Origin of the sequence: Janthinobacterium kochi, from assembly GCF_051380715.1 — a bacterium.
GTDB lineage: Bacteria > Pseudomonadota > Gammaproteobacteria > Burkholderiales > Burkholderiaceae_D > Janthinobacterium.
In genome coordinates, this window is record NZ_JBNYXO010000006.1 from 244476 (window position 1) to 271181 (window position 26706).

Consider the following 26706-nt stretch of genomic DNA (forward strand, 5'->3'; position numbering starts at 1 on the left):
ATGTCCAGGCGTGCAGGAAAGGGAGGGCGCCCGGCCGATGCGCTGCGTCAGGCGCAACATGCCAAGCGGTGCTTTACCTGAATCAAGAGTAGGACAAATTCTCGCACACTTCCAGTTACTTATGTTTTCTTGATAATTTTATCGTGCACCCCCTGCGTTGCCGAGCCGGCATGTGGAGGCTCGCGCAGCACTTGTTAAAGTGAGTGCCCGCTGTCGTTTCTTGCCTTGGTTTATCTGACATCAGCGATGCCGTGTTGTGAAAAGACGGGAAGTGGTCACATTTAAAACCTTGCTTTTTAAATAGTCAATATGTTGTTGTTTTTCTACCGGGTCTGCGTACGGTAATGCGCGGCCTGTTTGGCGCTCTGGGCTATAATTGACGGTCAGAGTTGGTTTCTTTTGCCATACAGACAGGTAGTTAACATGAATCTCAAGAGCCTCGCAATTGCCCTCGGCATGTCGAAAACGACAGTCAGCAGGGCGTTGAACGGCTATCCGGAAGTCAATTCCCGCACCCGTGAAATCGTCCTGGCCGCCGCCAAGAAAGTCGGCTACCGGCCCAACCCGCTGGCGCGCAGCCTGGCCGTCGGCCGCACCAATGTGCTGGGCATGATCTATCCCCTGCTGCCCAGCGACCTGGGCGACAGCGTCTTTCTTTCCGTTGTCAATGGCATGTCGGACGCCGTCGAAGCGTCGAAGATGAGTTTGATCATCGCCCCCGTGTCGCCACAGAACGAACAGCCGTCATATGAAAACATGGTGCGCGGGCGCCAGGTCGATGGCCTGGTGGTGGGCCGCACCAAGGTGGTCGACGAGCGCATCGCCTACCTGACGAAGGTGGGCTTTCCCTTTGTCGCGAATGGCCGCACGCGCATCGACGCGCCCTACGCGTATTTTGACTACGACAATGACACGGGCATCGACCTGGCCGTGTCTTTCCTGGCCGCGCATGGCCACCAGCGCATCGCGTTGCTGAGCGCGCCGCTGGATTTGCATTTTGCCTATGAGCGCAAGGAAAGTTTTATCCGCTGCATGGCGCAAGCGGGCCTGCCGCTGGATCCCCACTATCTGCTCGACAATACTTTTGATCGCCGCAGCGGCTACCAGGCCATGCAGCAATTGCTGGCCTGCTCGCCCCGTCCCACGGCCGTCATCGTCGACAATCACCTGTCCGGCGTGGGCGTGGTGCGCGCGCTGATGGATGCGGGCATCGAGATCGGCAAGGAGGTCTCCGTCATTGTCTGGGGCAATGTGGAAGACACCTTGATCGGCATCAACGTCACCACCATCGACCAGCCCGACCTGCGCCGCGCCGGCGCCAAGATGGTGGAAATGCTGCAATCGCTGCTGGCCGGCACGCCGCCGGAACGGTTGCAGGAAATCTGGCAACCGGTGCTGTTGCCGGGGGCGACGGTGGGGCGCTGCGTGGATGCGTAATCGATACCGCACCGCACGATGGGCATGACGTCTTATTGAGCCAGCCTGGCAGCCGGATTCGGACGTATCAGCAATCGGCTCCGCGCAAAATCAATGATGAGCGTTTTATCGGAGAACGGGCCTAAGCCGAGCAGGCCGAACTCCGGCCGGGTATCAAATACGGGAGCATCGTTCCTGGTACAGTAACTGGCCAATGTGCCTGGGGGAAGGGTGAGCTTGCCCATCTGAATATGCCGCGTGACGGGAGCCTGAAAGCACATCAGCGGTATGCCCCAGGCGTTGACGGTCATCACATGGGCGCCTTCCCGGCTCGTCCGACCCACTGCCAGCAGCCAGTCACTTTCCCGGAAGATGCCGAGTGTCATGCTTGCGCTGCCCGTGTCAAACAGCAGGTTTTTTGTGCCAGTTGCGAATCCCTCGGCTTTGACCATAGGCACAAAGCCATCATGCGCCGCTGTTATTTCAAGATACACGATCGTGTCATTGGGTTCTGCTTCAGTCCCGCTCTTGCCAATGCGAAAGCGCTGTTGAGAAAGATCCAGACTGATGGCCTGATCTTGCAATACATCATTTCCCAGCGTTCCAATGAGCGTCGTTGCTTTGCATGTGGCCAAAGTCCTGGTTTCAGCCGTTGCTGGCGACTGCGGAATGAACATTGTGGGCAACTTGAAGGTGCCGATTTGAAGCGTATAGGAAGCAGTCGCATGCTGAGCATGAGCCGGAGCAAGCTTCAAGGACTGGTAGAGTATGCTTCGTCCCGCCCCTGTATCAAATTGCATCAGGCAGCGTTGATCGTCGAGCCGAACAGGCATTAGTATTGCCCCCAGAACGGTGCCATCTTGCAGCACGGTCTTGCTAAAGGTAAATGACTGCCACTTATCTTCTTTGGCAGCACTCGCAGAGCAGAAGGCCAGAAAACTGAGGCACAGCATTGCTTTCATGGCACGTTCCTTTGCCGCGACAATACGGCAAGCGGGCGCTTTGAACGAATCGATGAAATCCAATTATTTGTCCTATGGTGTTGAGTCAGGATATGCGAGCGTCTTTGTTCACATGGCACTTGTGCGCATGAGTTTTACATAAAATATATTTTTTTTGCAAAAAAAATCGATCTGCAACGATTAAAGCCCAGTACGTAAAAACGCCGCCACCGGCAACAGCCCGGTAGCGACGCAGGGCATCACACATTGCATGCGGCAGGGTTTACGCCGCGCTCTTGCTACCCTGTGCCAGCACCGCCAGCAATCGCGCCTTGTCCTTGCGGTAAGTATCGACGGCGGCTTCCTTGACGTGGCCGAAGCCGCGGATTTTCTCGGGCAGGGACGCCAGTTCCACGCAGGTTGCCAGGTTGTCCGCCGTCAGGTTGACCAGCATTCCCGCCAGCAGTTCGCGGTATTCGACGATCAGCGCGCGTTCCATCTTGCGCTCGGCCGTATAACCGAAGATGTCGAAGCTGCCGCCCCGTAAGCCCTTGGCTTTCGCCAGCAGCTTGAAGGCGCGCCACATCCAGGAACCGAATTCCGCTTTCACGAGGTGGCCTTTCGCATCTTTCTTGGCGAACAGCGGCGGCGCCAGGTTGAATTTCACGGAGAAACTCCCTTCGAACTGCTGCTGCAATTGCTCGACGAAACGGCCATCCGTGTACAGGCGCGCCACTTCGTATTCATCCTTGTAGGCCAGCAATTTGAAGTAGCTCTTGGCGACAGCCGTCGACAGCTTCTGGCCCAGTCCCAGGGTATTCTCGCGGTCGCGCACCTGTTTGACCAGGGTCAGATAACCATCCGCATACGCGGCATTTTGATACGCGGTAAGGAACTCCACGCGCTTCTTGATGACGCTATCGATGCTTTGCGGCATTTGCACGATGATCGCTTGCGACGGCGTGGCGATTTGCGTGACGCGGCGCACGTCGACGGCGGCGCGGCGGCCCCACAGGAAGCTTTTCTTGTTCGACTCGATGCCCACGCCATTGAGTTCGATGGCGCGCAGCAGGGCTGCTTCCGTCAACGGGATGCGGCCCTTTTGCCAGGCGTAACCGAGCATGAACAGGTTGGCGGCAATCGAGTCGCCCATCAGTGCGGTAGCCAGTTTTGTGGCGTCGATGAAGTCGGCCGCGTCCGCGCCGCCCACGGATTCCTCGATCAACTGGCGCACTTCCGCCGTCGGATATTGCCAGTCGGCATTCTGCGCGAAGGTGCCCGGCGGCTGCTCGTGCAGGTTGACGACGGCCAGGCTGCGGCCCGGACGCATTTTCGACACGGCGTCTTGCGCGCCGGCCGTCAGCATGTCGCAGCCTAAAATCAGGTCCGCTTCACCCGTGGCGATGCGCTGGGCGCGGATGTGCGCCGGGGAGGCGGCGATTTTCACGTGCGAGGTGACGGAACCGTTCTTTTGCGACATGCCCGTCATGTCCAGCACGGAGGCGCCCTTGCCTTCCAGGTGGGCTGCCATGCCCATCAGCGCGCCCACGGTGATCACGCCTGTGCCGCCGATGCCGTTGATCAGGATGTTGTAGGGCGCGTCGCAGGCGGGCAGGACGGGTTCCGGCAGGGGGCCGAAGTTGTCCGTCTCGCCCGGCTTGCCGGCGCCCGTTTTCGTTTTCTTCAGGCTGCCGCCTTCGACGGTCACGAAGCTGGGGCAAAAGCCCTTGGCGCACGAGTAATCCTTGTTGCACGAGGATTGGTCGATGGTGCGCTTGCGGCCAAATTCCGTCTCTTTCGGCAGGATCGACACGCAGTTCGATTGCACGCCGCAGTCGCCGCAGCCTTCGCAGACGGCGTCGTTGATGATCATGCGTTTGGCCACGTCCGGATACTCGCCTTTCTTGCGGCGCCGGCGTTTCTCGGCGGCGCAGGTCTGGTCGTAGATCAGCACGGACACGCCTTGTACGTCGCGCAATTCGCGCTGCACGGCATCCATGTCCTTGCGGTCGTGCAAGGTCACATGCGCGGGCAGGTTGCTGCGGTCGGCGTAGCGCGACAGATCTTCCGTGACCAGCGCGATGCGGGCGATGCCTTCGGCCGCCACTTGCTGCGCCATCATGGGCACGGTAATCAAGCCGTCCACAGGCTGGCCGCCCGTCATGGCGACGGCGTCGTTGTACAGGATTTTATAGGTGATGTTGACCTTGGCCGCTTGCGCGGCGCGGATGGCCAAATAGCCCGAATGGAAATACGTGCCGTCACCCAGGTTCTGGAACACGTGCGGCAATGTGGAAAACGCGGCTTGCCCGATCCACGGCGCGCCTTCGCCGCCCATGTGCGTGGTCAGCTTGTTCATTTCCGGGTAGATCGAGGTGGCCATCACGTGGCAGCCGATGCCGGCCAGCGCCAGGCTGCCGTCGGGCACCTTGGTCGACGTATTGTGCGGGCAGCCGGAGCAGTAAAAGGCGGGGCGGAATGGCGTATTCACGGCCTTCTTCAAGACCGCATCCTTGGCGTCGAGGAAACTCAGTCTTGCCTTGATCAGGTCGCAGGTGACGGGGTCGGAAATCAGGCGCGCGATGCGGCTGGCGATGACTCTGGCCACTTGCGAGACGGAAAAGTCCGCCTTCGAGGTGAGCAGCCACTCGCCGCGCGGCGCCACCCATTCGCCCTTTTCATCGAACTTGCCGATGACACGTGGGCGCACGTCGTCGCGCCAGTTGTAGAGTTGCTCTTTCAACTGGTATTCGACGATTTGCCGCTTCTCTTCTACCACGAGAATTTCATCGAGACCTTGCGCAAACTCACGCACGCTGTCCGGTTCCAGCGGCCACGGCATGGCCACCTTGAACAGGCGCATGCCGACGTCGGCCGCCATCTGCTCGTCGATGCCCAGCTCTTCCAGCGCTTCGAGCACGTCCAGGTAGGACTTGCCGGACGCGATGATGCCCAGCTTGGCGTTCGGGCTGTCGATAGTGGTGTGGTTGAGCTTGTTTTCGCGCGCGTAGGCCAGGGCCGCATAGATCTTGTAGTCCTGCATCAGCGCTTCCTGGTTGCGCGCCTGCTGGCCCAGCGGAATGCTCGACAGGCGCGCGTTCAGGCCGCCTTCGGGCATGATGAAATCCTGCGGAATCTTGACTTCCACGCGGAACGGGTCGGCATCGATGGAAGCCGACGATTCGACTGTGTCGGCCAGGGCCTTGAAAGCCACGGTGCAGCCGGAAAAGCGCGACATGGCCCAGCCGTGGATGCCCAGGTCCAGGTATTCCTGCACATTGCAGGGATACAAGACGGGGATCATCGAGGCCGAGAACAGATGGTCGGACTGGTGCGGCAGGGTCGATGAGTAGGCGCCATGGTCGTCGCCGGCCACCAGCAGCACGCCGCCCAATTTGGATGTGCCCGCATGGTTCATGTGCTTGAAGACATCGCCGCAGCGGTCCACACCCGGGCCCTTGCCGTACCACATGGCGAACACGCCGTCGTACTTGGCCGGGCCGATCAGATCCACCTGCTGCGAACCCCAGACGGCCGTGGCGGCCAAGTCTTCGTTGACGCCGGGCACGAATTGCACGTGGTGCGCTTCCAGCTGCTTCTTGGCTTTCCACAGATTTTCATCGAGGCCCCCCAGGGGCGAACCGCGGTAGCCGGAAATGAAGCCGGCCGTGTTGAGGCCAGCGGCCTGGTCGCGCAGGCGCTGCATCATGGGCAGGCGCACGAGGGCCTGGATGCCGGACAGGAAGATGGCGCCGGAAGTGGCCGTGTATTTGTCGTCGAGGCTGACGGTGGTCAAACGGGAAGTATCGAGGGGCGTAGATGGCGCGGCACCGGCGTTTCTAGCGAACGCTGCGGAGCCGTTTTCCGTGGTCACGGACATGGCTGTCTCCAAAAGGGTGTTTCAGATAGCGGCTGTACAAGGTCGCGCCCGGTAAGGCGCGCGCTGTGCAGACGGGATGGCCGCGTGTGGGCGGCACATAACTATTTTAAATTTAAAATAGTGAATGTGGTCAGTGTAGAACGAGTCAGGTGCGTGGGCAAATACGCTTTGACGATGGGGGTATAAGAAATACTTATGTCATGGGCGAGAGCACGTTCGCCCCCACCCAGCGTCCGCTGCCGCACAGCTCGGCAGCCACTTGCAGCACGAGGTTTTTTACGGCGTTGCCCGCATTGGTGAGGGGAATGTTCTTCGACGCGCACAGGGCCACCGTGCGCGATAGCACTGGGCTGTGGATGGCGTAACTGCGCATGGCGCCGCTATCGAGTTCGGCCAGCAGGGGCGCGGCCGGCAAGATGGTGGCGCCCATGCCGGCCAGGATGGCCGATTTCAGGATGGCGATCGAGTTGATCTCGATCACGTTTGCCGTCTCCAGGCCCAGTTCGCGGGCGCGGCTGTCGATGCGCGGACGCACGCCATGCTGCAGGCCCGGCAGGATCAGGGTGGCGCTCAGTGCCTGCGGGAATGACAGCGCCTGGCCCGGGGGCGCGAATGGCGAATCGCTGCGGCAGATAAAACGCATCTCTTCTTCCACCAGGGGGCTGCAGGCAAACGGTGTGAGCTGGCCATCGTCGAACAGCACGGCCAGGTTGATGCGGCCCGATTTCAATTGTTCGTTCAGGTTGCCTGTGATTTCTTCCGTCAGCTGCAGGGTGATTTCGGGGTAGCGTTCGCGCGCGGCCAGCAGCAAGGGCAGGGCCAGTGCGCCGGAGATGCTGTGCGGCAAGCCCAGGGTGACATTGCCGGACGGCCGCGCGGCACTTTGCGTGACGGCCGAGCGGGCGTCGGCCACCTGTTTCAGGATCGCTTGCGCATGTTCGTAAAACACCTTGCCCGCATCCGTGCTGAGCACGCCCTGGGCCGAGCGGTGCAGCAGCTGGACGCCCAGTTCCTCTTCCAGTTGGCGCAGCTGCTGCGTCAGGGCCGGCTGCGCCACATGCAGGGTCAGGGCCGCGCGCGACAGCGAGCCGTGGTCGACTATGGCAACAAAGTAGCGTAATTGGCGCAGTTCCATGGGTCCCAAGAGCGGTGCGTTGAGGGTGCGGTGATCGGAAAAAACAGGCTGTTGCGCCGCAGCGCCGAACGCGGCCAGCAGAATAACAATTTTGTTATACTCATTCTAGCGCCTTCGGTGCTCCAGACGCGTATTTGTGGGATGACAGCATGCTCAAGAAAGTTGATTCGTCTCAATTAAAAGTGGGCATGTACGTCCACGATCTCAGCTGTGACTGGATGACGCATCCGTTCGTGCGCAACCGTTTCCTGTTGCGCAGCGACGATGAAATCCGCAAGATCGTGCAGGCCGGCATCCACGACGTGGTGATCGACAGCGGCAAGGGCCTCGACGTGCAAGATGCGCCCACGGTGGCGCAGGCGCGGGCCGAGACGGAACGCGAACTGGTGCAGATCGCCACCCCGCCGCAGGTGGTCACGCGCGTGTCGCTGAGTATGGAACTGGCGCGCGCCACGCAGGTGCGGCGGCAGGCATCGAGTCTGGTGCGCGCGGTGATGGCCGATGTGCGCCTGGGCAAGGCCGTCGAGATCGACCGCGTGCAGCACACGGTGCAAGATATCACCGAATCGATCTTGCGCAATCCCGGTGCCCTCGTCGGCCTGTTGCGCATCAAGAGCAAGGATGACTACACCTTCTTGCATTCCGTCAGCGTGTGCGCGCTGCTGGTGGCATTTTGCCGCTCGCGGGGCGTCGATGGGACCACCACGCACCAGGCCGGCCTGGGCGGCTTGCTGCACGACACGGGCAAGGCGCTGGTGCCCGACAGCGTGCTGAACAAGCCCGGCCCTTTGAGTCCGGAAGAATTTGCCCTGATCAAGCGCCATCCGCGCGATGGCTACGATATCCTGCGCCGCTCGCCCGAGCTGGGCGCCATTCCGCTCGACATCGCCTTGCACCACCATGAGCGGCGCGACGGCAGCGGCTACCCGGACCAGTTGGCTGGTGACGCCATCAGCGAGCTGGCGCAGATGGCCGCCATCGTTGACGTGTATGACGCGCTGACGTCCGACCGCAGCTATCACAAGGGCATCGCCGCCGCCGAAGCCTTGCGCAAGATTTATGAGTGGAGCAAATTTCATTTCAATCCCGTGTTTGCGCAAGATTTCATGCGCTGCGTGGGGATCTATCCGGTCGGCACCATGGTGATGCTGGAATCGGGCCGCCTGGCTGTCGTCATCGAGGCGCACGAGAGCAATCTGCTGGCGCCAAAGGTGAATGTATTTTTCAGTACAAAGAGCAATGCCTACATCAAGCCCGAGACAGTCGACCTGTCGCGCGGCTTTGGCTTTGGCGGCGCCGACAAGATTGTCGGCCATGAGTCGGCCGCCAAGTGGCAGGTTGATCCCATGCGCTTTCTTTCCCTCGCGGATGCCTAGAAGAATTCCGCCGTATCGTTCGAGGCGATGGTGGTGAGCAAGCCTTTCGCTACCAGCTCGTCATAGTGGCAAGCCAGGTTGCGGCCATGGCTTTTCGCGTAGTACAGGGCCTGGTCGGCGCGGCCGAGAATGATGACGGGCGCCTCATAGGCGTTGATGCTGACGAAGCCCACGCTGACGGTGACTCTACCCACTTGCGGGAAGTCATGCGCCTCGACATTGGTGCGGAAGCGGTCGATGATTTTCTGCGCATTTTCCAGGGTGATCGAGCGCAGCAGCACGACGAATTCTTCGCCGCCGAAGCGGAAGATGCGGTCTTGTGAGCGGAACGACGATTGCAGTTGGTTGGCGATCAGGATCAGCACTTCATCGCCATACAGATGGCCAAACTTATCGTTGACCAGTTTGAAATGATCGACGTCGATCACGGCCAGCCATTGCCGTTCCGTGTCCGTATGGTGGCGCCGTTCTTCATCGACGGGACGCGGCCTCTCCGCTTCCGGTTCGCCGCGGCTTTGCAGGATTTTCGCCAACTGGTCGTCGAAGGTCTTGCGATTCAACAAGCCGGTGAGCGAATCGCGTTCGCTGTAGTCGAGCAGGTTCTGGAAATTGCGGTACACGCTGACGATGCCGCCGATCACCTGGATGGTAGCGCCCGTGTACGGCGTGGGGTTGGTGATTTCCAGGCAGGTGGTGACCTGGTCGCCGATCCAGATGGGCAGCCACAGCAGGTGGCGGCCGTCGGCGCACAGGGTATCGGCGCTCGCTTCATGGCGCGCGATGCAGGCAGCCAGGGCCGTATAGTCCGACAGCGGTTCGCCCGGCAGCGACGGGTCGAGATTGTCTTCCATGCGGGCTACGCTGCCCGCCACGATGATGGCCCGCGACCGCACGAACACCTGGCCACGCACGGTGGTCAGTGCCAGCACACGGGTCTGCGATGCGGAAGCGAGTTCCTGCACTGCCGAGATCACGGAGATGTCGAGCATCGTGTGGTCGCGGTGCCCGGTCATGTCCACCATGTGTTTCAGTAGGGAATCCATTGTCGTTCTCTGAAAAGTAGTCACACAAGTGTCGTCATACCAGCATTGCATCAAGCAAGAGCATGTTCGCGTCCGTCTACAAGAAGCCAAGATTTATTTGGTGGCATGACGCTCTTTACCGCAGGGCGAGAGGCCTTTCCAAAGAAGAGCTAAGCAGGATAATGTCTTTTTGCCTAATAGGCAATTAACGTATGCAATATTTCATGTAAATACATGAGATTCATGCACTGCGGTGCAAAAAACTTGCCTTGACGAAGGCTTTCAATCCTGATCGCAACATTTGCGTGCGTCAGCCGTCATGTCAACAAGGTTTGATAATTTCCATGTGGAAACTTGTGGCGCGTCAATTTGCCAAAACGTGGACGCTTTATAGTCAATGCAATGGCGCAGAAATTTACGGCAGGAAACATATTAGCAGGTATGGGCAATGTTTCACACCCGATTGCGCCAGGGACTTGTGATTCACTTTTGGGAGCTTGTCATGCATACCTTCCTGTCGGCAGTACAGCAGTTTGTTAAGGATGAGGATGGCATTACGGCAATCGAATACGGCTTGATTGCGGCCTTGATGGCGACCGCCATCACGGCCGGTTTCTTGCTGATCAAGACCAACTTGCTGGCCGTCCTCACCGACATTTCGTCGAACCTGGTGTTGACGCCCTAAGCGGGGCCCGCCGCTGGCCGGCCAGTGGCGGGTTTTTCTTCAGGAGGTGCCGCATGCCTGCCTATGCCGTATTCGACCTGCTGTTGCTGTGCTTTGTGACGGGGGCCGCCGTCAGTGATTTGATCCGCCGCAAGATACCGAATGGTTTGGTGCTGTCCGGCATCCTCGCCGCGCTGGCCTTGCACCTGTGGCTGTGGCCGCAAAGCGTGCCGTCGTTGTGGCTGGGTGGCATGGCGACGGGTTTCTTCCTGTTTTTACCTTTATACGTGCTGCGCGGCATGGCCGCCGGCGACGTCAAGCTGATCGCCATGGTGGGCGCCTTTGCCGGTCCCTGGCCTGTGCTGCAGATCTGTTTCGCCACCTTTGTGCTGGGCGGTCTGATGGCCGTGCTGATGATCACGTACCAGGGCAAGTGGCGCGCCTGCCTGGGCAATCTGCGCCAGCTGCTGTGGCCAATGATCGCGCGCATGGCCGGTATTCCCCTGGCACCCGCCGCACTGGGCAGCGGCGCCAGCGTGGGCAACATGCCGTACGGCCTGGCCATTGCCCTGGGCTGCCTGGCGGTGCAAGGGCGGCATTATTTCTGATTAGTATTCATTGCTCTGAATCAATGGGCACCAGTTCCCGCTGGCTAGAATGAATTCTGTTCAATGCAGTCTTAACCGGCTTGGAGACACAGCATGACCGAGGTCGACTATTCCATGAGCACCGAGAGTGCGCCGCGTCCCGCCGACGCGAACCTGATGCCACCCTTGCCGCCGCAGCCGAAAAGCTTGCGCGAGACGGGCCTGGAGCGGCCGCTGGTGGTCGAACTGATCGCCAAGCTGATGTTTGTGGGCGGCAAGACGCACCTGTCCGCGCTGACGACGCGCTTGCGACTGTCGATCAATGTCTTGCGCGAAGTGCTCGATTTCATGGTGGCCGAGCAGATGGCTGAAGTGGCCTGGCGCGGCGAATCCGATATCGACGTGCAATACCAGCTGACGGGTGCCGGCAAGCAGCGTGCCAGCGCCTTCCTCGAGCGCTGCGCGTATATCGGCGCCGCCCCCGTCACCCTGGAAGCGTACCGCGCCATGGTGGCACGCCAGTCGTGGCTGGCGCAGGAACAGCGCGTCGGCAGCGATGACCTGGCCGCCGTATTGGGCAGCGCCCATGCGGGGCCGGGCATGCTCGACGTGGTGGGCGCGGCCCTGCATTCGGGGCGCTCGCTGCTGCTGTACGGTCCGCCCGGCAGCGGCAAGTCGACCCTGGCGCTGCAACTGGGCCAATTGCTGCACGGGCTGGTCGCCGTGCCGTACGCCATCGTTGTCGGCCAGGACATCATCCAATTGTACGATCCGGCCCAGCACCTGCCGCCTGCGCCGCAGCACGTCAGCCATGCGCGCCAGGCGCTGGAGCGGCGCAGCACCGACATCCGCTGGGTGCTGTGCCAGCGTCCCGTGATCCACGTGGGCGCCGAGCTCGACGCGGGCATGCTGGAGCTGCGCCATGACGCCAGCGGCGGCTGCTACCAGGCGCCGCCCCATGTGCGGGCAAATAACGGCATGCTGATCATCGACGACCTGGGCCGCCAGCGCCTGGGCGCGCAAGAACTGCTGACGCGGCTGATGCAGCCGCTGGCGCGCGGCAGCGACCAGCTGGGCTTGCCCGGCGGCGTGCAGATCAGCGTGCCGTTCGACAACGCCCTGGTGCTGGCCACGAATGTGCCGTCGGGCGAGCTGTTCGATCCTGCCTTGCTGCGCCGCATCGGCTACAAGGTGCAGGTGGGGCCGCTGGCCGAGAGCGCCTATCGCGCCCTGTTCCGCCAGCAATGCCGCCTGGCCGGCATGGCCATCGATGAACTGGCCCTGAACCACCTGCTGCAGCTGCATGGCGCGCAGGGACGGCCCTTGCTGGCCAGCTATCCGCAGGAATTGCTGGCGCGCATAGGCGACTTTGCCGGCTTTGCCGGTTGCGAAGCGCGCCTGACGGTGGCCGCCCTGGAGCAGGCCTGGGGCAGCCTGTTTGCCAGCTGCGACATGCCGGCCGCCAGCTTGTGCGAGCGCATCGCATGAAAAACCGGCGCGCCCTGCTGATGATGGCCCTGGCGGTGGTGCTGGGCCTGCTGGCCGTGTTGCTGGCCTCGCACTGGCTGCTGCGCCAGACGCCGGCCGGCAAGGGCAAGATCGTCGTCGCCGCCAGCGATGTCAACCTGGGCCAGCGCCTGACGCCCGAGATGCTGCGCCTGGCCGTATGGCCGGCGGAAAGCTTGCCGCAAGGCGCGCTGCAAGACCCGGCGACACTGGCGGGACGGGTGTTGAAAACCAGCGTGCTGCGCGGCGAACCGCTGAGCGAGGCCAAGCTGGCGCCGGTGGGCACCCTGGGCGGCCTGTCGGCCCTGATCACGGAAGGGCGGCGCGCCATCACCGTGCGCGTCAACGATGTGATCGGCGTGGCCGGCTTTGCCTTGCCGGGCAACTATGTCGACATCATCGTGAGCACCCAGCAGGATGCCGGCGACCGCGCATTTCCGCAAAGCCGCAACATTTCCAAGATCGTCCTCGAACGCATCCTGGTGCTGGCCGTGGCGCAGGAAGTGGGACGCGACGAGACCAAGCCGCGCGTGGTCAATGCGGTGACCCTGGAAGTGACGCCGGAACAGGCCGAAAACCTGGACTTGGCGCGCAGCGTGGGCAGCTTGTCGCTGGTGCTGCGCAACCAGGTCGACCCGCAGCCGGGCGTGACGACGGGTGCTACCAAGCTGACCCTGCTGGGCGGACCGCACGAAGCCGAGTCCGCTCCCGCCGTCGCCGTACCTGTGCTGGCCGCCGCGCCGCGTCCGGTGCGCGTGGCGAAGGCGCCGCCAGAAGCGCCGCGCCAGTGCAGCGGCGTCATCGATGGGACGCGCCAGTCGCGCGAATGTTTTTAGCCAACCATGGACACGCTCATGAACCGCGCCCTGCTGACACTGTGTTGCCTGCTGTTGCCGCTTGCCGGCGCGGCGGCCGATCCTGGCCCGCGCTGCGGCGGAGAAGCGGCGTCACCCGGCAACTTGCAGCTGCAGGTGGGCAAGTCCAGCATGCTGCGCCTGCCCGAGGCGGTGCTGGCCCGCAGCGTCGGTAATCCGGCCGTGCTGCAGGCTATGCTGGTGGCACCCGACACCCTGTACGTGGTGGGCGTCGATGTGGGCAGCACGAATATGATCATCCAGGGACGCAGCGGCGTGTGCAGCGTGGTGAACGTCAGCGTCAGCATGGACCCGGCCGGCTTGCAAGCCACCTTGGCGGCCCTGATGCCGGAAGAAAAAGCCATCCGCGTGACGGCCGTGGCCGATACCCTGGTGCTGTCGGGCACGGTGCAGGATGCGGGCGCCGTGCTGCGCGCCGTCGAGCTGGCGCACGCCTATGTGCGGCGCGCTACGCCGCCGCTGGCGTTGCCCAAGCCCGCCGATGGCGCTGCCTTGCCGGTGGTGGCCACGGCGCCCGGTGGCGGCGCCGGTGGCGCGAACAGCCGCGTCATCAATATGCTCGACGTCAGTGCGCCGCAGCAAGTGATGCTGGCCGTGCAGATTGCCGAAGTGTCGAAGTCCCTGCTGGAACGCCTGGAAGTGGGTGCCACCCTGCGTTTTGCGTCCGGCAGTTGGGCCACCACCTTGCTGTCGAATTTCCTCAGCGGCACGGCCAATGGCTTGCTCGACGTGCGCAAGTCGAATGGTCAGCAGCTGACCATCGAGGCGCAGAAACAGGACGGCCTGGTGCGCATCCTGGCTGAGCCGACGGTGATGGCGATCAGCGGGCAGGAAGGCAGTTTTCTGGCTGGCGGCAAGATCTTCATTCCCGTCGGCCAGGACAACAACAAGATCACGCTGGAAGAGCGCGAGTATGGCGTTGGCCTGCGCTTCACGCCCACCGTGCTGTCGGGCGGACGCATCAACCTGAAGGTGGCGCCGGAAGTGTCGGAACTGTCGCGCGAGGGGGTGGGCATTTCCGCCGCCGGCATCAGCGGGCGCTCTATTTTGCCCGTCATCACCACGCGGCGCGCTTCGACCACGGTGCAGCTGTACGACGGCCAGAGCTACGCCATCGGCGGCTTGATCAAGAACAACCAGGTGAGCAACATCACGGGCGTGCCCTGGCTCAGCGAAGTGCCCATCCTGGGCGCGCTGTTTCGCAGCACGGATTTCCAGCATGACCGCACGGAATTGCTGTTCGTCATTACCGCGCACCTGGTGAAACCCTTGCCGGCCGACGTCATGCTGCCGACGGCGCAGCTGGCGCCCCCTTCGCGCACGGACTTGATGTTGGGCGGCAAGATGGACGGGACGCTGGCGCCGCCGTCCGTGCCGCCGCCCGTGCCGGCACTGCGCGCGGTCTATGGTTTCGAGCTGAAATGAGACGGGGAGACATGCCATGCCGAACTCGCTTTTGATGTCACTGCGGCGCCTGGCGATGCTGCTGCTGGCACTGCAGCTGGCCGCCTGCGCGCACGGCAGCACGCCGCAGCTGGACCGGCGCTTCGGCGACGCCGTGCGCCTGGCCATGGCGCAGCAGGTGCGCGATCCGGCCAGCGCCGGCAATCGCCTGCCGGCCGATGGTCTCGATGGCCCCAGCGCGCACGCCGTCATGCAGCGCTACCGCGCCTCGTTTGCCGAACCGAACGCGCAGGCACCGCAGCCCGTGCAATTCATGCTGGGAGGCGGCAATGGCAAATAGACGCCGGCGCCAGCGCGGGGCGATGCTGATCGCCTTTTCCATCCTGCTGATCGTGGTGCTGGGCTTTATCGGCCTGGCGCTCGACGTGGGGCAGGTCATCGGCCGCAAGACGGAATTGCAGAACCTGGCCGACAACGCGGCGATGGCGGCGGCCGCGGAACTGGTGGGTACGCCCGAGGGCTTGCTTGCTGCCGTGACGAAGGCCAAGAGCAGTGCGGCCGACCGCAGTGCTTGGCGGCGCCGCATGGAAGGCGCCATTTTGTCGGACGCCAGCATCCGCTTCGCCAGCGCGCCCGACGCCCCCGCCAGCGAATGGCATGCGGCGGGCGCCGTGCCCGATCCCGCCACGGCGCTGTTCGTGCGCGTCGATACGCAGGCCAATGACCCGTCGCTGGGCCGGGTGGCGACGGCGTTCCTGGGCGCCTGGTCGCCGGCGCTGCGCACCTTGGACACGGGCGCGCGCGCCGTGGCGGGGCGGTCCAGCCTGCACCTGACCCCGCTGGCCATCTGCGCGCTGTCGGGCAGTGCCGCCAGCGCGCGGACGAATGCGGCCCTGCTGCCGGCCGTCGAGCTGCTGGAATATGGCTTTCGCCGTGGCGTGGCGTACAACTTGCTCAAGCTCAATCCGCATGGCCCGGCAGCCGACCATTTCGTGCTTAATCCGCTGGGCCGGCCGGGCGTGGTGGGATCGTCGCTGCAGGTCAGCGAGTCGAGCGTGCTGCCGTTTGTCTGCAGCGGCACGGTGCTGTATCCGCGCATCGGCAGCGCCCAGGTGCATGTGCACCGGCCTTTTCCGGCCGCGCTGTGGACGGCCTTCAATGCGCGCTTCAACCAGCATGCGGGCAGCGGCTGCCATCCGGTCACGGCGCCGCCCGACACGAACATCCGCGCCTATCCGAATACGGCGGCGAACTGGTGGATGACGAATGCGCCCGATGCGCCCAGCGCCCTGAGCACTGGCAATCCGCTGCTGTCCGTGGCCGATCCGGAATCGAATGCGACACCGCCCACGGTCGGCAGTTATGGACCGCTGTGGTCGTTTAGCAAGGCGGCCAGGTACAGCAACCCGAAGCCGGCCGGCGGCTATCTGCCCTTTGCCACCAGCGACTGGCCCAAGCTGTATCCGGCTAGCCCGGCCGCGCCGGCCGCCAAGTCCGGCTATCCTGCCACGCCGCCATACCAGACACTGGCGTACCAGACGGCGCCGACCGGCAATACGGGCGTGGCGCAGCGGCGCCTGCTGCATATTGCCCTGCTGGCCTGCCCCGTGCCGGCCGGTAGTGACGTGCTGGCCCAAGTACGCGGCATCGGCCGCTTCTTCATGACGGCGCCGGCCAGCAATGGCGTGCTGAGCGCCGAATTTGCCGGTCTGGTGGCCGAGGGTACGCTGATCGGCCCGGCGGAGTTGCTGCAATGAAGCCGCTGCGCCGCGCGCCACGTCGCCAGGGCGGTGTCGCCGCCATCGAGCTGGCGCTGATCCTGCTGTTTTTCATGGCGCTACTGCCCTTCGTGCTGCTGTTCGGCCGCGCGCTGCTGGTGTACACGGCTTTGCAAAAAAGTACGCACGATGCGGCGCGCTACCTGGCGACCATGCCGCTGTCGCAGATGGCCGGCATCGGCGCGGCGACCCAGGGGGTGGCATTTTCCCGGCAGATGGTGGTCGAGGCGATGGCGGAAAGCTGGCCCACCATGGAGTCCGTCAGGGTCAGCGTGGACTGCATCTATGCCGACGATTCCTACAGCTGCGGCAATTATGCGACGGCGCCGCTGCAGGTGCGCATCAAGGTGTCCGTGGACATGCCCGTCGATATCCTGCCCGAGTTGACGCGCAAGTGGCTGCCGCAGCTGGCGCCGATCCCGCTGCGTGCGAATGCGACATTGCGCTATGTCAACTAACCTGCCTATCGAGCAGCGGCGGCAGCGCCAGGGCGGCGTCTTCGCTGTCGAGTTCGCCATGCTGGCGGTGCTGTTCTTCCTCTTCCTGTTTGCCATGCTGGAAGTGGCGCGCGCCGTGTACGTGTGGAACATGGTGCACGAGATCACCCGGCGCGCGGCGCGCGCCGCCGCCGTCACCGATTTCAGCAATGCCGGCGCGCTGCAGGCCGTGCGCACGCAAGCCGTGCTGCGCGCCACGCCAGGCGCGCTGCCGCTGGGCGGAGGCATCAGCGACGCGAATGTGCGCATCGATTATTTGTCGGAGAGCAGCGGCGGCGCCGCGCTGGCGGCAGTGCCGGTGACGGTGATGCCAGGCTGTCCGCAACGCAACCGCATCAATTGCCTGGACGATCCGCATGGCGCCAGCTGCATCCGCTTCGTGCGCGCGCGCCTGTGCGTGCCCGGCGATGGCGCGCGCTGCGAGAGCCTGCCGTACCGGCCCGTCCTGCCGCTGCTGGGGATGATGTTTCCCTCCGGCGCAGGTGCCATACGTTTTCCCAGCGGGAGCACCATGGCGGTGGCCGAGTCGCTGGGCTATCCGGATAATCCCGGTTTTTGTCCATGAGCGCCGATCCGCGGGCGCAGCCGAATGTGTTGTATTGAGTGAAGGAGGGGGGATGAAAGCCTTGATGATTACCCGCGACGCCAGCTTGCACGATGAAATCGCGGCGCAAGGCGCGGCCCGCATGCCCGTGCTGCGGCTGCTGGAGCGGCGCAGCGGCCTGCGCGACGCCGTCGAGCGCATGCTGCCCGAAGCGCCCGAGCTGGTGATCGTCGACGCCAGCGGCCTTGACGCCGAGGAGGCGGACTTGCTGGAGCGGCTGGCGCGCCAGTATCCGCTGGCCGTGCTGATGCTGCTCACGCGCGGCCAGCAGCAGGATGTGCTGATCCGCGCCATGCGTGCCGGCATGCGCGAAGTGCTGCAACTGCCGCTGGTACACAAGGCCTTCCATGAAGCGATGGACCGCGTCGATATCCAGGCCGGCGTGACGCAGATGCGCGACGGCAAGGTCCTTGCTTTCATCTCGTGCAAGGGCGGCAGCGGCGCCACCTTTTTGTCGACGAATTTTTCCTACGCGCTGGCCAGCCTGGCCGGCTGCAAGGTGCTGCTGATCGACTTGCACGGCCAGTTCGGCGACGCCACCCTGTATGTCTCGGACCAGAAGCCGGCCATGACCCTGTCCGACATCTGCGCGCAGATCGCGCGCATGGATGGCGCCTTTCTCGCCTCGTGCCTGGTGCACGTGACGCCGAACTTCGGCGTGCTGGCGGCGGCCGACGACCCCGCGCACAAGGTCGACATGCAGCCCGAGCACATGGACCGCATCCTGGCCGTGGCGCGCCAGCACTACGATTACATCGTGCTCGACGTGGGGCGCCAGATCGATGCGCTGTCGCTGCGCGCGCTCGACAACGCCGACGCCATCTACCCGGTGCTGCAACTGGCCTTGCCCGACATCCGCGACGGGCGCCGCCTGCTCGACATTTTCCGCTCGCTCGGCTACCCGGGCGAGCGCCTGCGCCTGATCGTCAACCGCTATGAAAAGGGCGGGCGCCTGCGCCTGGCGGACCTGGAACAGGCGCTGGGCGCGGAAGTGGTGCACACGGTGCCCAACGATTACGTCGCCGCCACGGACTCCGTCAACCAGGGCATCCCGCTGCTGCAGCTGTCGCGCACCAGCGCCGTGGCGCGCAGCCTGGCCGAGCTGGTTGAGCTGGTGACGGCGCGCCGCGTGACGGAAAGCCGCGGCCTGTTCGACCGTTTGTTCAGCCGCAGCGAGGCTTAGGGCATGGATAGATGTCAAGGCTCCCGCCGGGGGCCATCATGGGAGCCGAGATGACTTTACGCGAACGCCTGGCGGCGAATGAAACGGTGCGCCCCGCCAGCAATGGGCAGGGGGCGCTGGCGCTGCACGCCTACCAGGAGCTGAAAAAGACCATGCACCAGACGATACTCGACCGTATCGACCTGGAACGCCTGAAGCGCCTGACGGCCGAGCAGTTCAAGCACGAACTGGCGTTGCTGGTGCAGCGCGTGATCGAGGAAGAGCGCATCGTGCTGAACCAGCACGAGCGGCATAGCCTGGTGCTCGACATCCAGCACGAGATGCTGGGCTTTGGCCCGCTCGAACCCCTGCTGGCCGATGCCAGCGTGTCCGACATCCTCGTCAACACCTGCGACAAGGTGTATGTCGAGCGGGGCGGGCGCTTGCAACTGACGGACGTGACGTTCCACGACAATGCGCACCTGATGAAGATCATCGAAAAGATCGTCTCGCGCGTGGGACGGCGCGTCGACGAATCGAGCCCGATGGTCGATGCGCGCCTGCCCGATGGTTCGCGCGTGAATGCCATCATTCCGCCGCTGGCCGTCGATGGACCGATTCTGTCGATCCGCCGTTTTGCCGTACAACCTTTGAGCATCGCCAACCTGCTCGACTATAAAAGCCTGACGCCGCCCATGGTGCAGGTGCTGCAGGCGCTGGGCCAGGCCAAGGTCAACATCCTGATTTCGGGCGGCACCGGTAGCGGCAAGACGACCCTGCTCAACGTGCTGTCCGGCTTCATTCCCGGCAGCGAGCGCATCGTCACTATCGAGGATGCGGCTGAACTGGCGTTGCGCCAGCCGCACGTGGTGCGCCTGGAAACGCGCCCGCCGAATATCGAAGGCAAGGGTGAAGTGAGCCAGCGCGCGCTGGTGCGCAATGCGCTGCGCATGCGGCCCGACCGCATCATCCTGGGCGAGGTACGCGGCGCCGAGGCGCTCGACATGCTGCAGGCGATGAACACGGGCCATGAGGGTTCACTGGCGACCATCCACTCGAACACGGCCAGGGATGCGCTGGCGCGGCTGGAAAACATGGTCGGCATGGCCAGCGTGAACCTGACGCCGCGCGCCACACGCCAGCAGATTTGCTCGGCCGTGACAGTGGTGATGCAAGTGTCGCGCCTGACGGATGGCGCGCGCAAGCTGGTCAGCCTGCAGGAAGTGACGGGCATGGAAGGCGACATCATCGCCATGCATGAAATTTTCCGCTTCGAGCAGACGGGCGTCGATGCCGCAGGCAAGGTGTTGGGCCACTTTTGTGCCACGGGCGTGCGGCCCCGCTTCACGGAACGCTTGCGCATGTTCGGCGCGCCGGTGCCAGATAGCGTCTTCGACCCCGACCGCATCTACGAATGAAAAACCTACTGCGCGGCGCGCTTTGCGGCCTGCGATGCTCACTGTGCTAAAGCACAGCTCCGCTTCTCAGCCACAAATCACATCCGCTCGCTACGGTTTTCTTATCTGTTTTATGGAGGCATCATGGACCTGGTCTTCTACGGCTTTGCCGTGCTGCTGTTCGCCGCCTGCATCCTGATGGTGGAAGGGGCCTGGCTGTGGTGGGCTGGTACGCACGGCAGCGCGGCGCGGCGCATCAACCGGCGCTTGCGGCTGATGGCGGCGCGCGGCGAGGCGGGCGGGGAGCGGGTCTCCATCCTCAAGCAGCGCCGCTATGCGCGTGCGCCCGGCCTGGAGCGTTTGCTGCGCCGCGCGCCGCAGGCGGCGCAGCTCGACCACCTGCTGCTGCAATCGGGCCTGTCCTGGTCGGTGGCGCAATTCATCGGCGTCACTGCTGCCCTGTTGCTGGCAGCCTTGCTGCTGCTGGCGGCCTGGTCCATGCCCTTGCCTGGTGCCTTGCTGCTGCTGTCTTGCGCCGTGAGCGGACCGTGTCTGTTGGTGCTGCGCGCGCGCGCGGCGCGGCTGAAAAAGATCGAGGCACAATTGCCGGAAGCGGCCGATTTCCTGGCCCGCGCGTTGCGCGCCGGCCACTCGTTTTCGAATGTGCTGCAAATGGTGGGCGATGAATTGAGCGAGCCGATCAGCGGCGAATTCAAGATGGCGCATGAAGAAATCAATTACGGCGTGCCGATGAACGAGGCGCTGCAAAACCTGGCCGCGCGCATTCCGCTGACGGACTTGCGCTACCTCGTCATCGCCGTGCTGGTGCAGCGCGAATCGGGGGGCAACCTGGCCGAAGTTCTGGTCAGCATCGCGCGCATCATCCGCGCCCGTTTGAAACTGCTGGGGCAGGTGCGCGTGCTGTCGGCCGAGGGGCGCATGTCGGCCTGGGTGCTGGGACTGATGCCGGTGGTGATGATCGGCGTCATGGCGCTGGTCAACCCGCAATATATCCGCCTGCTGTGGACCGATCCCAGCGGCATCAAACTGCTGTGGTACGCGGCCGGCATGGTGGCGCTGGGCGTGGTCTGGATGCGCAATGTGATACGTATCAGGATATAACAACAGGGGGGTGGCATGAACGGTTCGCAACTGCTGTTTCTCGTGATTGTCTTCGTCGTGGTCGTGGCGCTGGCCCTGCTGGGATGGCTGATCTTCTTTCCCGGCACCCTGCGCCAGCGCCTGTTTGGCGCCATGGTGCCGGCCGCCAGCGACGCGGTGGCCGACCATGGCTGGGTGGAGCGAGTGGCACGCGTGGCGCAGCCGTTCAGCAAGCTATCGCTGCCGGAAGAGGGCTGGGAGCGTTCGCCGCTGCGCACGCGCTTCATGAACGCGGGCTGGCGGCAAGCGAGCGCGCCCGCCCTGTACTTTGCGGCGAAAACCGTGCTGGCCCTGCTGTTTCCCACCGTGCTGGGGCTGTATGCGGCCAGCGCCATGGCGGCACAGTTGCGCAGCGTGCTGCTGTTGCTGCTGTGCGTCAGCGCCACCATCGGCTATTACCTGCCGAACCTGGTGCTGGCCAGCACGGCCAAGCGGCGCCAGCGCGACATCTTCGAAAACATCCCCGATGCGCTCGACTTGCTGACCGTGTGCGTGGAAGCGGGCCTGAGCCTGGAGCGCGCGCTGGTGAAGGTGTCGGGCGAAATCCACATCAAAAGCATGGTGCTGGCGCAGGAATTGCAACTGGTGCTGATGGAAATGCGCGCCGGCTTTTCCAAGGAAAAGGCGCTGCGCAACCTGGCCCTGCGCAGCGGCGTGGAAGATGTCGATACCCTCGTCGCGATGCTGATCCAATCGGAACGCTTCGGCACCAGCATGGGCGATTCGCTGCGCGTGCATTCGGAAAACCTGCGCAGCAAGCGCAGCCTGCTGGCCGAGGAGGCGGCGGCGAAGATCGCCCTGAAACTGCTGTTCCCGCTGATCTTTTGCGTCTTTCCCACCCTGATGCTGGTGCTCATGGGGCCGGCCGTGATCGAAGTCTATCGCGTGCTCGTGCCGGCCATGGCCAGCCGCTGAAAGGAGTCACCATGCGCTTGACGCTCTCCCGCCTGGCCGTCGCCTGTGCCTGCCTCGGCCTGGCCGCCTGTACCACGCAATTGGCGCATGCACCGGTGCCGGCGTGGCCTGACGCCGATGCCGCCTATGTGGCGGGGCGCCAGCATTTCGAGCGGGGCGACCTGCCCGCCGCGCAAGCGGCCTATGCGCTAGCCCTGCGTCATGCGCCGCGCCACGTGAATGCGCGCAACGGCCTGGCCGTGCTGCATGCGCAGCGGGGCGAACATGACGCGGCCATCGCCCAATGGCAGACGCTGACGCAGGAAGCGGGCATGGCGCGGCCGCAGCAGGCCTATCTGTTCAGCAATCTCGGCCATGCCTATTATCTGAGCGGGCGCGATGCGCAAGCCTTGCCCGCGCTGGAACAGGCGTGTCTGCTCGATCCGCTCAATGCGCTGGCCTGGCGGCATCTGGCGCAGGTGCTGGAGCGCCTGGGACAACACGAGCGCGCCGCCCTCATGCGGCGCCAGGCGGCCAGCTTGCAGGACCACGACTTGCGGCGCGACATGGCCTTGTTGCGCGGCGCGGCGCCGCCGCAGCTGGTGCCCGTGCCTGCGCCGGTGCAGGATGCGCTCGCCATGGCGCGCGTGGAGATCACGCAGAGCGATGGCATGGCCCAGCTGCGGCGCGTGCCCGTCGCCGCGCCGCTGCGGTCCGTGGCGGCGGCTGGTGCGCCGCATCCGCGCCTGGAAATTGTGAATGGCAACGGCGTGCCGGGCATGGCCGCCTCGCTGGCGCGCAGCCTGGCCGGCGCTCCCGTGCAAGTGGTGCGCCTGGCCAATGAAACCAGCTTCCAGGTAGCGCGCACGCGCGTCGAATACCGGCCCGCGCAAGAGCCGGCGGCGCGCCAGCTGGCCCGCCAACTGGGGACGCAAGTGCAGACCCAGGCCGCCGACTGCCCTGCCAGCGAGCTGCGCCTGGTACTGGGGCGCGACCTGAGTGACCCGGCCATGTTGCACCGCTATTATCTGCAGCAATTGCAGCTGGCGCGCCAGGCGCTGGCACGGCTCGGTTAAAACGCCTCTGCTGGCGTAAAAGACACGCGGCGCCTTGGCGGGCGCCGCGTGTCTTGAGCATGCCGGTTGCTATGTCGGCTGGCGCCGGCGCGTGAAGGCCAGGGCGGTCAGTCCCAGGCCCAGCAGGAACAGGCTTCCCGGCTCCGGCACGGCCAGGGGATCGATGACGACGATGTCGGTGCGCGTGGACTTGGAAAAGTTCAAGGTATAGCTGCCAGCGGGCAGGGCGAAATTCGAGGTCAGGGAAAACAGCGCAAAGCCATTCGTGAAGGCGCGTCCGGTGGCGGGGTCGTTCGTGCCGGCCGTCAAGTTCAGGCTGAAGGGGTCGAGGCTGCCGACCGTATGGTTGCCGTTGATATCGCTGCCATTGCTGGCGTCGCCATCGGGCGCGAACTGGAAGATCACGCCATCGGCATTTGCATTCGACAGGCAGCCGACGGGGCTGGCGCTGTTGCAGGAGATATTGAAGATATCCATGATCGACACGTTCGACTTGTCGCCCATGGTCGTCACACTGGTGCGCAGATCGCGCCGTCCCATGAAGCTGAAGGTGATGAAGCCGGCGCTCGACAGGGTCAGATTGACGGAACCGGTGAGCGTGTCGCCGGCCATGGCCGTGGCGGCGCCGACGGTGTTGCGCTGTGCTTCCGCCACGGCGCGTACGGTGGCGCCGCCATTGAGTATGTTCCCGAAGGCGTGCGCATCGCCGCGTGCAAATTCCAGCGTGGAACTGGGACTGGGTGCGTAGTGGTTCTGCGGCAAGCTGCTGCAGCCGCCGCCCGAACACACTTGCAGCACGTCGGCGTTGGCGGCCGGCCCGGTATTGACGGCGCGCGGATTGACGGCCACGCCGCCTTCGAAGAAGGCGCTGTCGCTGGCATTGCGGTTGGCGCCTGCCAGCGACAAGCTACCGGCACTGGTGGTGATGCGAAAATTGTTCAAGTCGTTGACGGCCAAGCCGTAGGCGCCGGCCTGCGCCTGGCCGCTGGCCAGCAGGCTTGCCGCCACCAGTGCGCCCAGCCAGCGCAGCGTCTTGCTTCGTGTGTGCTCGACGTTCATCGCAGCCTCTTATCGTGGTCAGTCTCGGAAAATCCGGGGGACAAAGAATCCAGAATGACTTGCCTGGATTCATTTCGTAGACACAAATAAGCAGCTTGCATGCCACACAAAAAAAGTGAATTGAATCAATTACTTGCGCAAAGCGGACTGAGCTAGATAGGCGAAGTGTAAGAAAGGCCGACGCCGCTTGGCGGGCGGCGTCGGCCAGCCTCAGGTACCGCGGTGATAGCCCAGGTGGCTACCCGAATTGCTTGCGCAACCGCAACCGATGCGCGCCACTTCCTCACCTTCCGTCAATTTCCAGTTGGTAATCGTCGTGTGCTGCCAGTCGATGTCGCTTTTCTTGACAGGTTTCACCGTCAGCGTGCGTTGTTACACATCCGTGAATTCCATCAGTTCCTCATCGTCGGCGATGTCGAACTGGCGTTGAATCAGGGAAATACCGAAGCGGTCGAGTGCGCCATAGCGCTGCAGTACGTCGCGCAGTTCGCGGAAGCAGGCCAGGTCCTCGGGCAGCAGCGGGTCGACGGCAGAAATATCGGCAACCGGTTGCCATTCATGGCGTGGATGTTCAGGCTGTGCATGATAGGCTCCTGTTCCCCGTGATGAGTGGCCCAGGCTGCCGGAGGGGCACCGGCACGCCTGGCGAAATACCCATCGTGGCCGCAAAGCTGGTGCGGCGCTTGCGCCATATCAAAGGTGCGGCACATCGCATCTCGTCCGACATTGCCCGGTAAAATAGGCCATGGCAAACAAAACCCCCACCTTCCCCGGCGCACGCACGGGCCGCGGCCAGGTCCTGGCCGTGCTGCTGTCGAACCGCGACCAGTCCGGCGCCGAGCCCCTGCAAGGCCGCGTCTCCCTGGCCGCCATCGTCAAAGCGCTCAAGCGTAAATACCACTGGCCCATCGAGACGCACAGCTTTCCCGCGAATACGCAGGATGGCCGCGCCAGCTGGGCGACCGTGTACAGCTTGCCGGAAAAGGTCATTCAAGCCGCGCTGGAGGCCGGCGGCCGGGAGTGGCTGGAGAGCCGGGCGGTGGTCGGGCGGCGTTGAGCGCGCCGCCTGTCTTACTCGATCCCTTTATTCGAGCCGGAAGCCGACCTTCAGCGTGACCTGGAAATGCGCCACCTTGCCGTCGACGATATGGCCGCGCGACTCGGTCACTTCATACCAGTCCATATGCTTGACCGTGAGCGCCGCCTTGGCAATGGCATCGCGTATCGCCTGATCGCTGCTCTCGGTCGATGTGCCAACCAGTTCGATCAGCTTGTAAATGTGTGCGGACATGATGTTTCCCCAGGTAGGCAAGCCAGACATCGGGAGCCTGCTTTGCGCAAGCACGTGCTCATCTTGCGCCTAAATGTGCCGGACGTCATTGCGCGGTGCAGCAATGCGCGCGTAAGCTTATCTGGACGGTGACGCGTGTCAAAGGACCTGGGAGTGCCCCGCAGGCAGGGAAAAAGAAAAAAGGGCTACCAGCCGAAGCGGGTAACCCTTTGATTTACTACTGAATTCTGGTGCCGACTGCCGGTTTCGAACTGGCCACCTGATGATTACAAATCAACTGCTCTACCAAATGAGCTAAGTCGGCAAAAACTGCGCGTTGCGTATTATACGCTATTTAATGCGTGTCAGGGTCGGGCGGCCGCCTTTTTTTGGTGGCTCGTCGTCGCCGGTCGTGGCGTTGTCGCGTTGTTCGGGGGAGCTGGTCGGCACGGATGACAGGGTCGGGGCGCTGGAGACCGGAGCCAGCGCTGGCGGCGGCAGGTCGGCGGAGGCCGGGCTGTCGGTCGGCTGCGCGTCGGGGTCATCGTTGCCCAGCACCGGCTCGAAGGCCATGCCTTGGCCGTTCTCGTTGGCGTAGATGGCCATCACGTTGTCGACCGGTACGTAGATTTCGCGCGAGACACCGCCAAAGCGGGCGTGGAAGCGGACGGCGTCGTTGTCCATCTTCAGGCCGCTGGTGGCGCCGAAGCTGATGTTGAGCACGATTTCGCCTTTTTTCACGTATTCCATCGGTACCGTGGTGCGAGAATCGACTTTGACCGCGAGATAAGGCGTGTAGCCGCTGTCGGTGCACCATTCGTAGATGGCGCGCAGCATATAGGGTTTGGTTGAGATTTCAGACATGGTAGGCACTGTGAGGCGGGAGCGCCCCCGTCAAGCATGAGGCGGGCGCACCGGTAGTTCAAAAGACTGGGACAGCGTAAAAACAACTTTTACACATGGCCCTAGATGTCCCGGCAAGCGTGGCTTGCCGGGCCTATC

The 26706-nt window shown here is 63.6% G+C and carries 26 protein-coding genes and 1 tRNA gene; 17 read left to right on the plus strand and 10 right to left on the minus strand.

What is annotated here, in order from left to right:
• Positions 1 to 423 precede the first annotated feature (423 nt).
• Positions 424 to 1437: a substrate-binding domain-containing protein gene (locus ACQ4WL_RS15830; RefSeq protein WP_436510600.1), complete on the plus strand. Its 1014-nt coding sequence runs from the start codon at positions 424 to 426 to the stop codon at positions 1435 to 1437.
• 32 nt (positions 1438 to 1469) lie between these two features.
• Here ACQ4WL_RS15830 and ACQ4WL_RS15835 read toward each other — a convergent pair whose 3' ends face one another.
• From ACQ4WL_RS15835 to ACQ4WL_RS15845, 3 genes are all read right to left on the minus strand, one after another.
• On the minus strand, positions 1470 to 2441 hold the full coding sequence (locus ACQ4WL_RS15835) for a hypothetical protein (protein WP_436510601.1): 972 nt from the start codon (positions 2439 to 2441) through the stop codon (positions 1470 to 1472).
• Between the two features lie 199 nt (positions 2442 to 2640).
• Positions 2641 to 6237 carry an indolepyruvate ferredoxin oxidoreductase family protein gene (locus ACQ4WL_RS15840; RefSeq protein ID WP_436510602.1) on the minus strand — a complete coding sequence of 1199 codons (3597 nt, stop codon included), beginning with the start codon at positions 6235 to 6237 and terminating at the stop codon, positions 2641 to 2643.
• 193 nt (positions 6238 to 6430) lie between these two features.
• On the minus strand, positions 6431 to 7372 hold the full coding sequence (locus ACQ4WL_RS15845) for a LysR substrate-binding domain-containing protein (RefSeq protein WP_436510603.1): 942 nt from the start codon (positions 7370 to 7372) through the stop codon (positions 6431 to 6433).
• A 149-nt stretch (positions 7373 to 7521) separates the two neighbouring features.
• Here ACQ4WL_RS15845 and ACQ4WL_RS15850 point away from each other — a divergent pair, with 149 nt between their 5' ends.
• A complete protein-coding gene (locus ACQ4WL_RS15850) occupies positions 7522 to 8748 on the plus strand; it encodes an HD-GYP domain-containing protein (RefSeq protein ID WP_436510604.1) in 1227 nt (408 codons plus the stop codon).
• Here ACQ4WL_RS15850 and ACQ4WL_RS15855 read toward each other — a convergent pair.
• Positions 8745 to 9791 (minus strand): GGDEF domain-containing protein, encoded by a 1047-nt coding sequence (locus ACQ4WL_RS15855; RefSeq protein WP_436510605.1) that lies wholly within the window; start codon positions 9789 to 9791, stop codon positions 8745 to 8747. The two genes, ACQ4WL_RS15850 and ACQ4WL_RS15855, sit on opposite strands and share 4 nt — an antisense overlap.
• Before the next feature lie 481 nt (positions 9792 to 10272).
• Between ACQ4WL_RS15855 and ACQ4WL_RS15860 the strand changes: the two genes are divergently transcribed.
• The 14 genes from ACQ4WL_RS15860 to ACQ4WL_RS15925 all read left to right on the plus strand — a co-directional run bounded on the left by ACQ4WL_RS15860 (position 10273) and on the right by ACQ4WL_RS15925 (position 23375).
• Complete coding sequence (locus tag ACQ4WL_RS15860) at positions 10273 to 10455, plus strand: Flp family type IVb pilin (protein WP_034752975.1); 183 nt, start codon at positions 10273 to 10275, stop codon at positions 10453 to 10455.
• A 53-nt stretch (positions 10456 to 10508) separates the two neighbouring features.
• Complete coding sequence (locus ACQ4WL_RS15865) at positions 10509 to 11042, plus strand: A24 family peptidase (RefSeq protein ID WP_436510606.1); 534 nt, start codon at positions 10509 to 10511, stop codon at positions 11040 to 11042.
• A gap of 93 nt (positions 11043 to 11135) precedes the next feature.
• Complete coding sequence (locus ACQ4WL_RS15870) at positions 11136 to 12509, plus strand: ATP-binding protein (RefSeq protein WP_436510607.1); 1374 nt, start codon at positions 11136 to 11138, stop codon at positions 12507 to 12509.
• Positions 12506 to 13363: a Flp pilus assembly protein CpaB gene (gene cpaB / locus ACQ4WL_RS15875; protein WP_436510608.1), complete on the plus strand. Its 858-nt coding sequence runs from the start codon at positions 12506 to 12508 to the stop codon at positions 13361 to 13363. Before ACQ4WL_RS15870 ends, cpaB begins: the two co-directional genes overlap by 4 nt.
• An 18-nt stretch (positions 13364 to 13381) precedes the next feature.
• Positions 13382 to 14827, plus strand: coding sequence for a type II and III secretion system protein family protein (locus tag ACQ4WL_RS15880; protein WP_436510609.1), 1446 nt, complete (start codon positions 13382 to 13384; stop codon positions 14825 to 14827).
• A 16-nt stretch (positions 14828 to 14843) separates the two neighbouring features.
• Complete coding sequence (locus ACQ4WL_RS15885; protein ID WP_436510610.1) at positions 14844 to 15146, plus strand: hypothetical protein; 303 nt, start codon at positions 14844 to 14846, stop codon at positions 15144 to 15146.
• On the plus strand, positions 15136 to 16563 hold the full coding sequence (locus ACQ4WL_RS15890; RefSeq protein ID WP_436510611.1) for a pilus assembly protein TadG-related protein: 1428 nt from the start codon (positions 15136 to 15138) through the stop codon (positions 16561 to 16563). Before ACQ4WL_RS15885 ends, ACQ4WL_RS15890 begins: the two co-directional genes overlap by 11 nt.
• Complete coding sequence (locus ACQ4WL_RS15895) at positions 16560 to 17042, plus strand: TadE/TadG family type IV pilus assembly protein (protein ID WP_436510612.1); 483 nt, start codon at positions 16560 to 16562, stop codon at positions 17040 to 17042. Before ACQ4WL_RS15890 ends, ACQ4WL_RS15895 begins: the two co-directional genes overlap by 4 nt.
• Positions 17032 to 17646, plus strand: a complete 615-nt coding sequence (locus ACQ4WL_RS15900) for a TadE/TadG family type IV pilus assembly protein (RefSeq protein ID WP_436510613.1) — start codon at positions 17032 to 17034, stop codon at positions 17644 to 17646. Before ACQ4WL_RS15895 ends, ACQ4WL_RS15900 begins: the two co-directional genes overlap by 11 nt.
• A 52-nt stretch (positions 17647 to 17698) precedes the next feature.
• The gene (locus tag ACQ4WL_RS15905; protein WP_436510614.1) at positions 17699 to 18868 is read left to right on the plus strand and encodes a CpaE/TadZ family protein; all 1170 of its coding nucleotides are present in this window, start codon (positions 17699 to 17701) and stop codon (positions 18866 to 18868) included.
• Positions 18869 to 18918: 50 nt separating this feature from the next.
• Positions 18919 to 20265 (plus strand): TadA family conjugal transfer-associated ATPase, encoded by a 1347-nt coding sequence (locus ACQ4WL_RS15910; protein WP_436510615.1) that lies wholly within the window; start codon positions 18919 to 18921, stop codon positions 20263 to 20265.
• Positions 20266 to 20388: 123 nt separating this feature from the next.
• Positions 20389 to 21366: a type II secretion system F family protein gene (locus ACQ4WL_RS15915; RefSeq protein ID WP_436510616.1), complete on the plus strand. Its 978-nt coding sequence runs from the start codon at positions 20389 to 20391 to the stop codon at positions 21364 to 21366.
• A gap of 15 nt (positions 21367 to 21381) precedes the next feature.
• Positions 21382 to 22320 carry a type II secretion system F family protein gene (locus ACQ4WL_RS15920; RefSeq protein ID WP_436510617.1) on the plus strand — a complete coding sequence of 313 codons (939 nt, stop codon included), beginning with the start codon at positions 21382 to 21384 and terminating at the stop codon, positions 22318 to 22320.
• Between the two features lie 11 nt (positions 22321 to 22331).
• Entirely contained in the window at positions 22332 to 23375 is a 1044-nt protein-coding gene (locus ACQ4WL_RS15925; protein ID WP_436510618.1) for a LytR C-terminal domain-containing protein, read from the plus strand.
• Between the two features lie 69 nt (positions 23376 to 23444).
• On the opposite strand, the gene ACQ4WL_RS15930 is transcribed toward ACQ4WL_RS15925, so the two are convergent.
• The 3 genes from ACQ4WL_RS15930 to ACQ4WL_RS15940 all read right to left on the minus strand — a co-directional run bounded on the left by ACQ4WL_RS15930 (position 23445) and on the right by ACQ4WL_RS15940 (position 25103).
• Positions 23445 to 24434 (minus strand): EDSAP-1 family PEP-CTERM protein, encoded by a 990-nt coding sequence (locus ACQ4WL_RS15930; protein ID WP_436510619.1) that lies wholly within the window; start codon positions 24432 to 24434, stop codon positions 23445 to 23447.
• A gap of 210 nt (positions 24435 to 24644) precedes the next feature.
• Positions 24645 to 24791, minus strand: coding sequence for a hypothetical protein (locus ACQ4WL_RS15935; RefSeq protein WP_436510620.1), 147 nt, complete (start codon positions 24789 to 24791; stop codon positions 24645 to 24647).
• 15 nt (positions 24792 to 24806) lie between these two features.
• Positions 24807 to 25103 (minus strand): hypothetical protein, encoded by a 297-nt coding sequence (locus tag ACQ4WL_RS15940; RefSeq protein WP_436510621.1) that lies wholly within the window; start codon positions 25101 to 25103, stop codon positions 24807 to 24809.
• Between the two features lie 76 nt (positions 25104 to 25179).
• On the opposite strand from ACQ4WL_RS15940, the gene ACQ4WL_RS15945 reads away from it, so the two are divergent.
• Complete coding sequence (locus ACQ4WL_RS15945; RefSeq protein WP_426087385.1) at positions 25180 to 25491, plus strand: hypothetical protein; 312 nt, start codon at positions 25180 to 25182, stop codon at positions 25489 to 25491.
• Positions 25492 to 25518: 27 nt separating this feature from the next.
• Here the strand turns inward: ACQ4WL_RS15945 and ACQ4WL_RS15950 are convergent, their stop codons facing one another.
• The 3 genes from ACQ4WL_RS15950 to ACQ4WL_RS15960 form a co-directional block, all read right to left on the minus strand.
• Positions 25519 to 25725, minus strand: a complete 207-nt coding sequence (locus ACQ4WL_RS15950; protein WP_436510622.1) for a dodecin — start codon at positions 25723 to 25725, stop codon at positions 25519 to 25521.
• 228 nt (positions 25726 to 25953) lie between these two features.
• Positions 25954 to 26029, minus strand: a tRNA-Thr gene (locus ACQ4WL_RS15955).
• Positions 26030 to 26055: 26 nt separating this feature from the next.
• Positions 26056 to 26568 (minus strand): ClpXP protease specificity-enhancing factor, encoded by a 513-nt coding sequence (locus ACQ4WL_RS15960; protein WP_436510623.1) that lies wholly within the window; start codon positions 26566 to 26568, stop codon positions 26056 to 26058.
• Positions 26569 to 26706 lie beyond the last annotated feature (138 nt).

Bases quoted from the DNA above. Each gene is read 5' to 3' on its own strand.
- ACQ4WL_RS15830 (WP_436510600.1), top strand. From the start codon at position 424: ATGAATCTCAAGAGCCTCGCAATTGCCCTCGGCATGTCGAAAACGACA.
- ACQ4WL_RS15840 (WP_436510602.1), bottom strand. From the start codon at position 6,237: ATGTCCGTGACCACGGAAAACGGCTCCGCAGCGTTCGCTAGAAACGCC.
- ACQ4WL_RS15845 (WP_436510603.1), bottom strand. From the start codon at position 7,372: ATGGAACTGCGCCAATTACGCTACTTTGTTGCCATAGTCGACCACGGC.
- ACQ4WL_RS15850 (WP_436510604.1), top strand. From the start codon at position 7,522: ATGCTCAAGAAAGTTGATTCGTCTCAATTAAAAGTGGGCATGTACGTC.
- ACQ4WL_RS15855 (WP_436510605.1), bottom strand. From the start codon at position 9,791: ATGGATTCCCTACTGAAACACATGGTGGACATGACCGGGCACCGCGAC.
- ACQ4WL_RS15860 (WP_034752975.1), top strand. From the start codon at position 10,273: ATGCATACCTTCCTGTCGGCAGTACAGCAGTTTGTTAAGGATGAGGAT.
- ACQ4WL_RS15865 (WP_436510606.1), top strand. From the start codon at position 10,509: ATGCCTGCCTATGCCGTATTCGACCTGCTGTTGCTGTGCTTTGTGACG.
- ACQ4WL_RS15870 (WP_436510607.1), top strand. From the start codon at position 11,136: ATGACCGAGGTCGACTATTCCATGAGCACCGAGAGTGCGCCGCGTCCC.
- cpaB (WP_436510608.1), top strand. From the start codon at position 12,506: ATGAAAAACCGGCGCGCCCTGCTGATGATGGCCCTGGCGGTGGTGCTG.
- ACQ4WL_RS15880 (WP_436510609.1), top strand. From the start codon at position 13,382: ATGAACCGCGCCCTGCTGACACTGTGTTGCCTGCTGTTGCCGCTTGCC.
- ACQ4WL_RS15885 (WP_436510610.1), top strand. From the start codon at position 14,844: ATGCCGAACTCGCTTTTGATGTCACTGCGGCGCCTGGCGATGCTGCTG.
- ACQ4WL_RS15890 (WP_436510611.1), top strand. From the start codon at position 15,136: ATGGCAAATAGACGCCGGCGCCAGCGCGGGGCGATGCTGATCGCCTTT.
- ACQ4WL_RS15895 (WP_436510612.1), top strand. From the start codon at position 16,560: ATGAAGCCGCTGCGCCGCGCGCCACGTCGCCAGGGCGGTGTCGCCGCC.
- ACQ4WL_RS15900 (WP_436510613.1), top strand. From the start codon at position 17,032: ATGTCAACTAACCTGCCTATCGAGCAGCGGCGGCAGCGCCAGGGCGGC.
- ACQ4WL_RS15905 (WP_436510614.1), top strand. From the start codon at position 17,699: ATGAAAGCCTTGATGATTACCCGCGACGCCAGCTTGCACGATGAAATC.
- ACQ4WL_RS15910 (WP_436510615.1), top strand. From the start codon at position 18,919: ATGACTTTACGCGAACGCCTGGCGGCGAATGAAACGGTGCGCCCCGCC.
- ACQ4WL_RS15915 (WP_436510616.1), top strand. From the start codon at position 20,389: ATGGACCTGGTCTTCTACGGCTTTGCCGTGCTGCTGTTCGCCGCCTGC.
- ACQ4WL_RS15920 (WP_436510617.1), top strand. From the start codon at position 21,382: ATGAACGGTTCGCAACTGCTGTTTCTCGTGATTGTCTTCGTCGTGGTC.
- ACQ4WL_RS15925 (WP_436510618.1), top strand. From the start codon at position 22,332: ATGCGCTTGACGCTCTCCCGCCTGGCCGTCGCCTGTGCCTGCCTCGGC.
- ACQ4WL_RS15930 (WP_436510619.1), bottom strand. From the start codon at position 24,434: ATGAACGTCGAGCACACACGAAGCAAGACGCTGCGCTGGCTGGGCGCA.
- ACQ4WL_RS15945 (WP_426087385.1), top strand. From the start codon at position 25,180: ATGGCAAACAAAACCCCCACCTTCCCCGGCGCACGCACGGGCCGCGGC.
- ACQ4WL_RS15950 (WP_436510622.1), bottom strand. From the start codon at position 25,725: ATGTCCGCACACATTTACAAGCTGATCGAACTGGTTGGCACATCGACC.
- ACQ4WL_RS15960 (WP_436510623.1), bottom strand. From the start codon at position 26,568: ATGTCTGAAATCTCAACCAAACCCTATATGCTGCGCGCCATCTACGAA.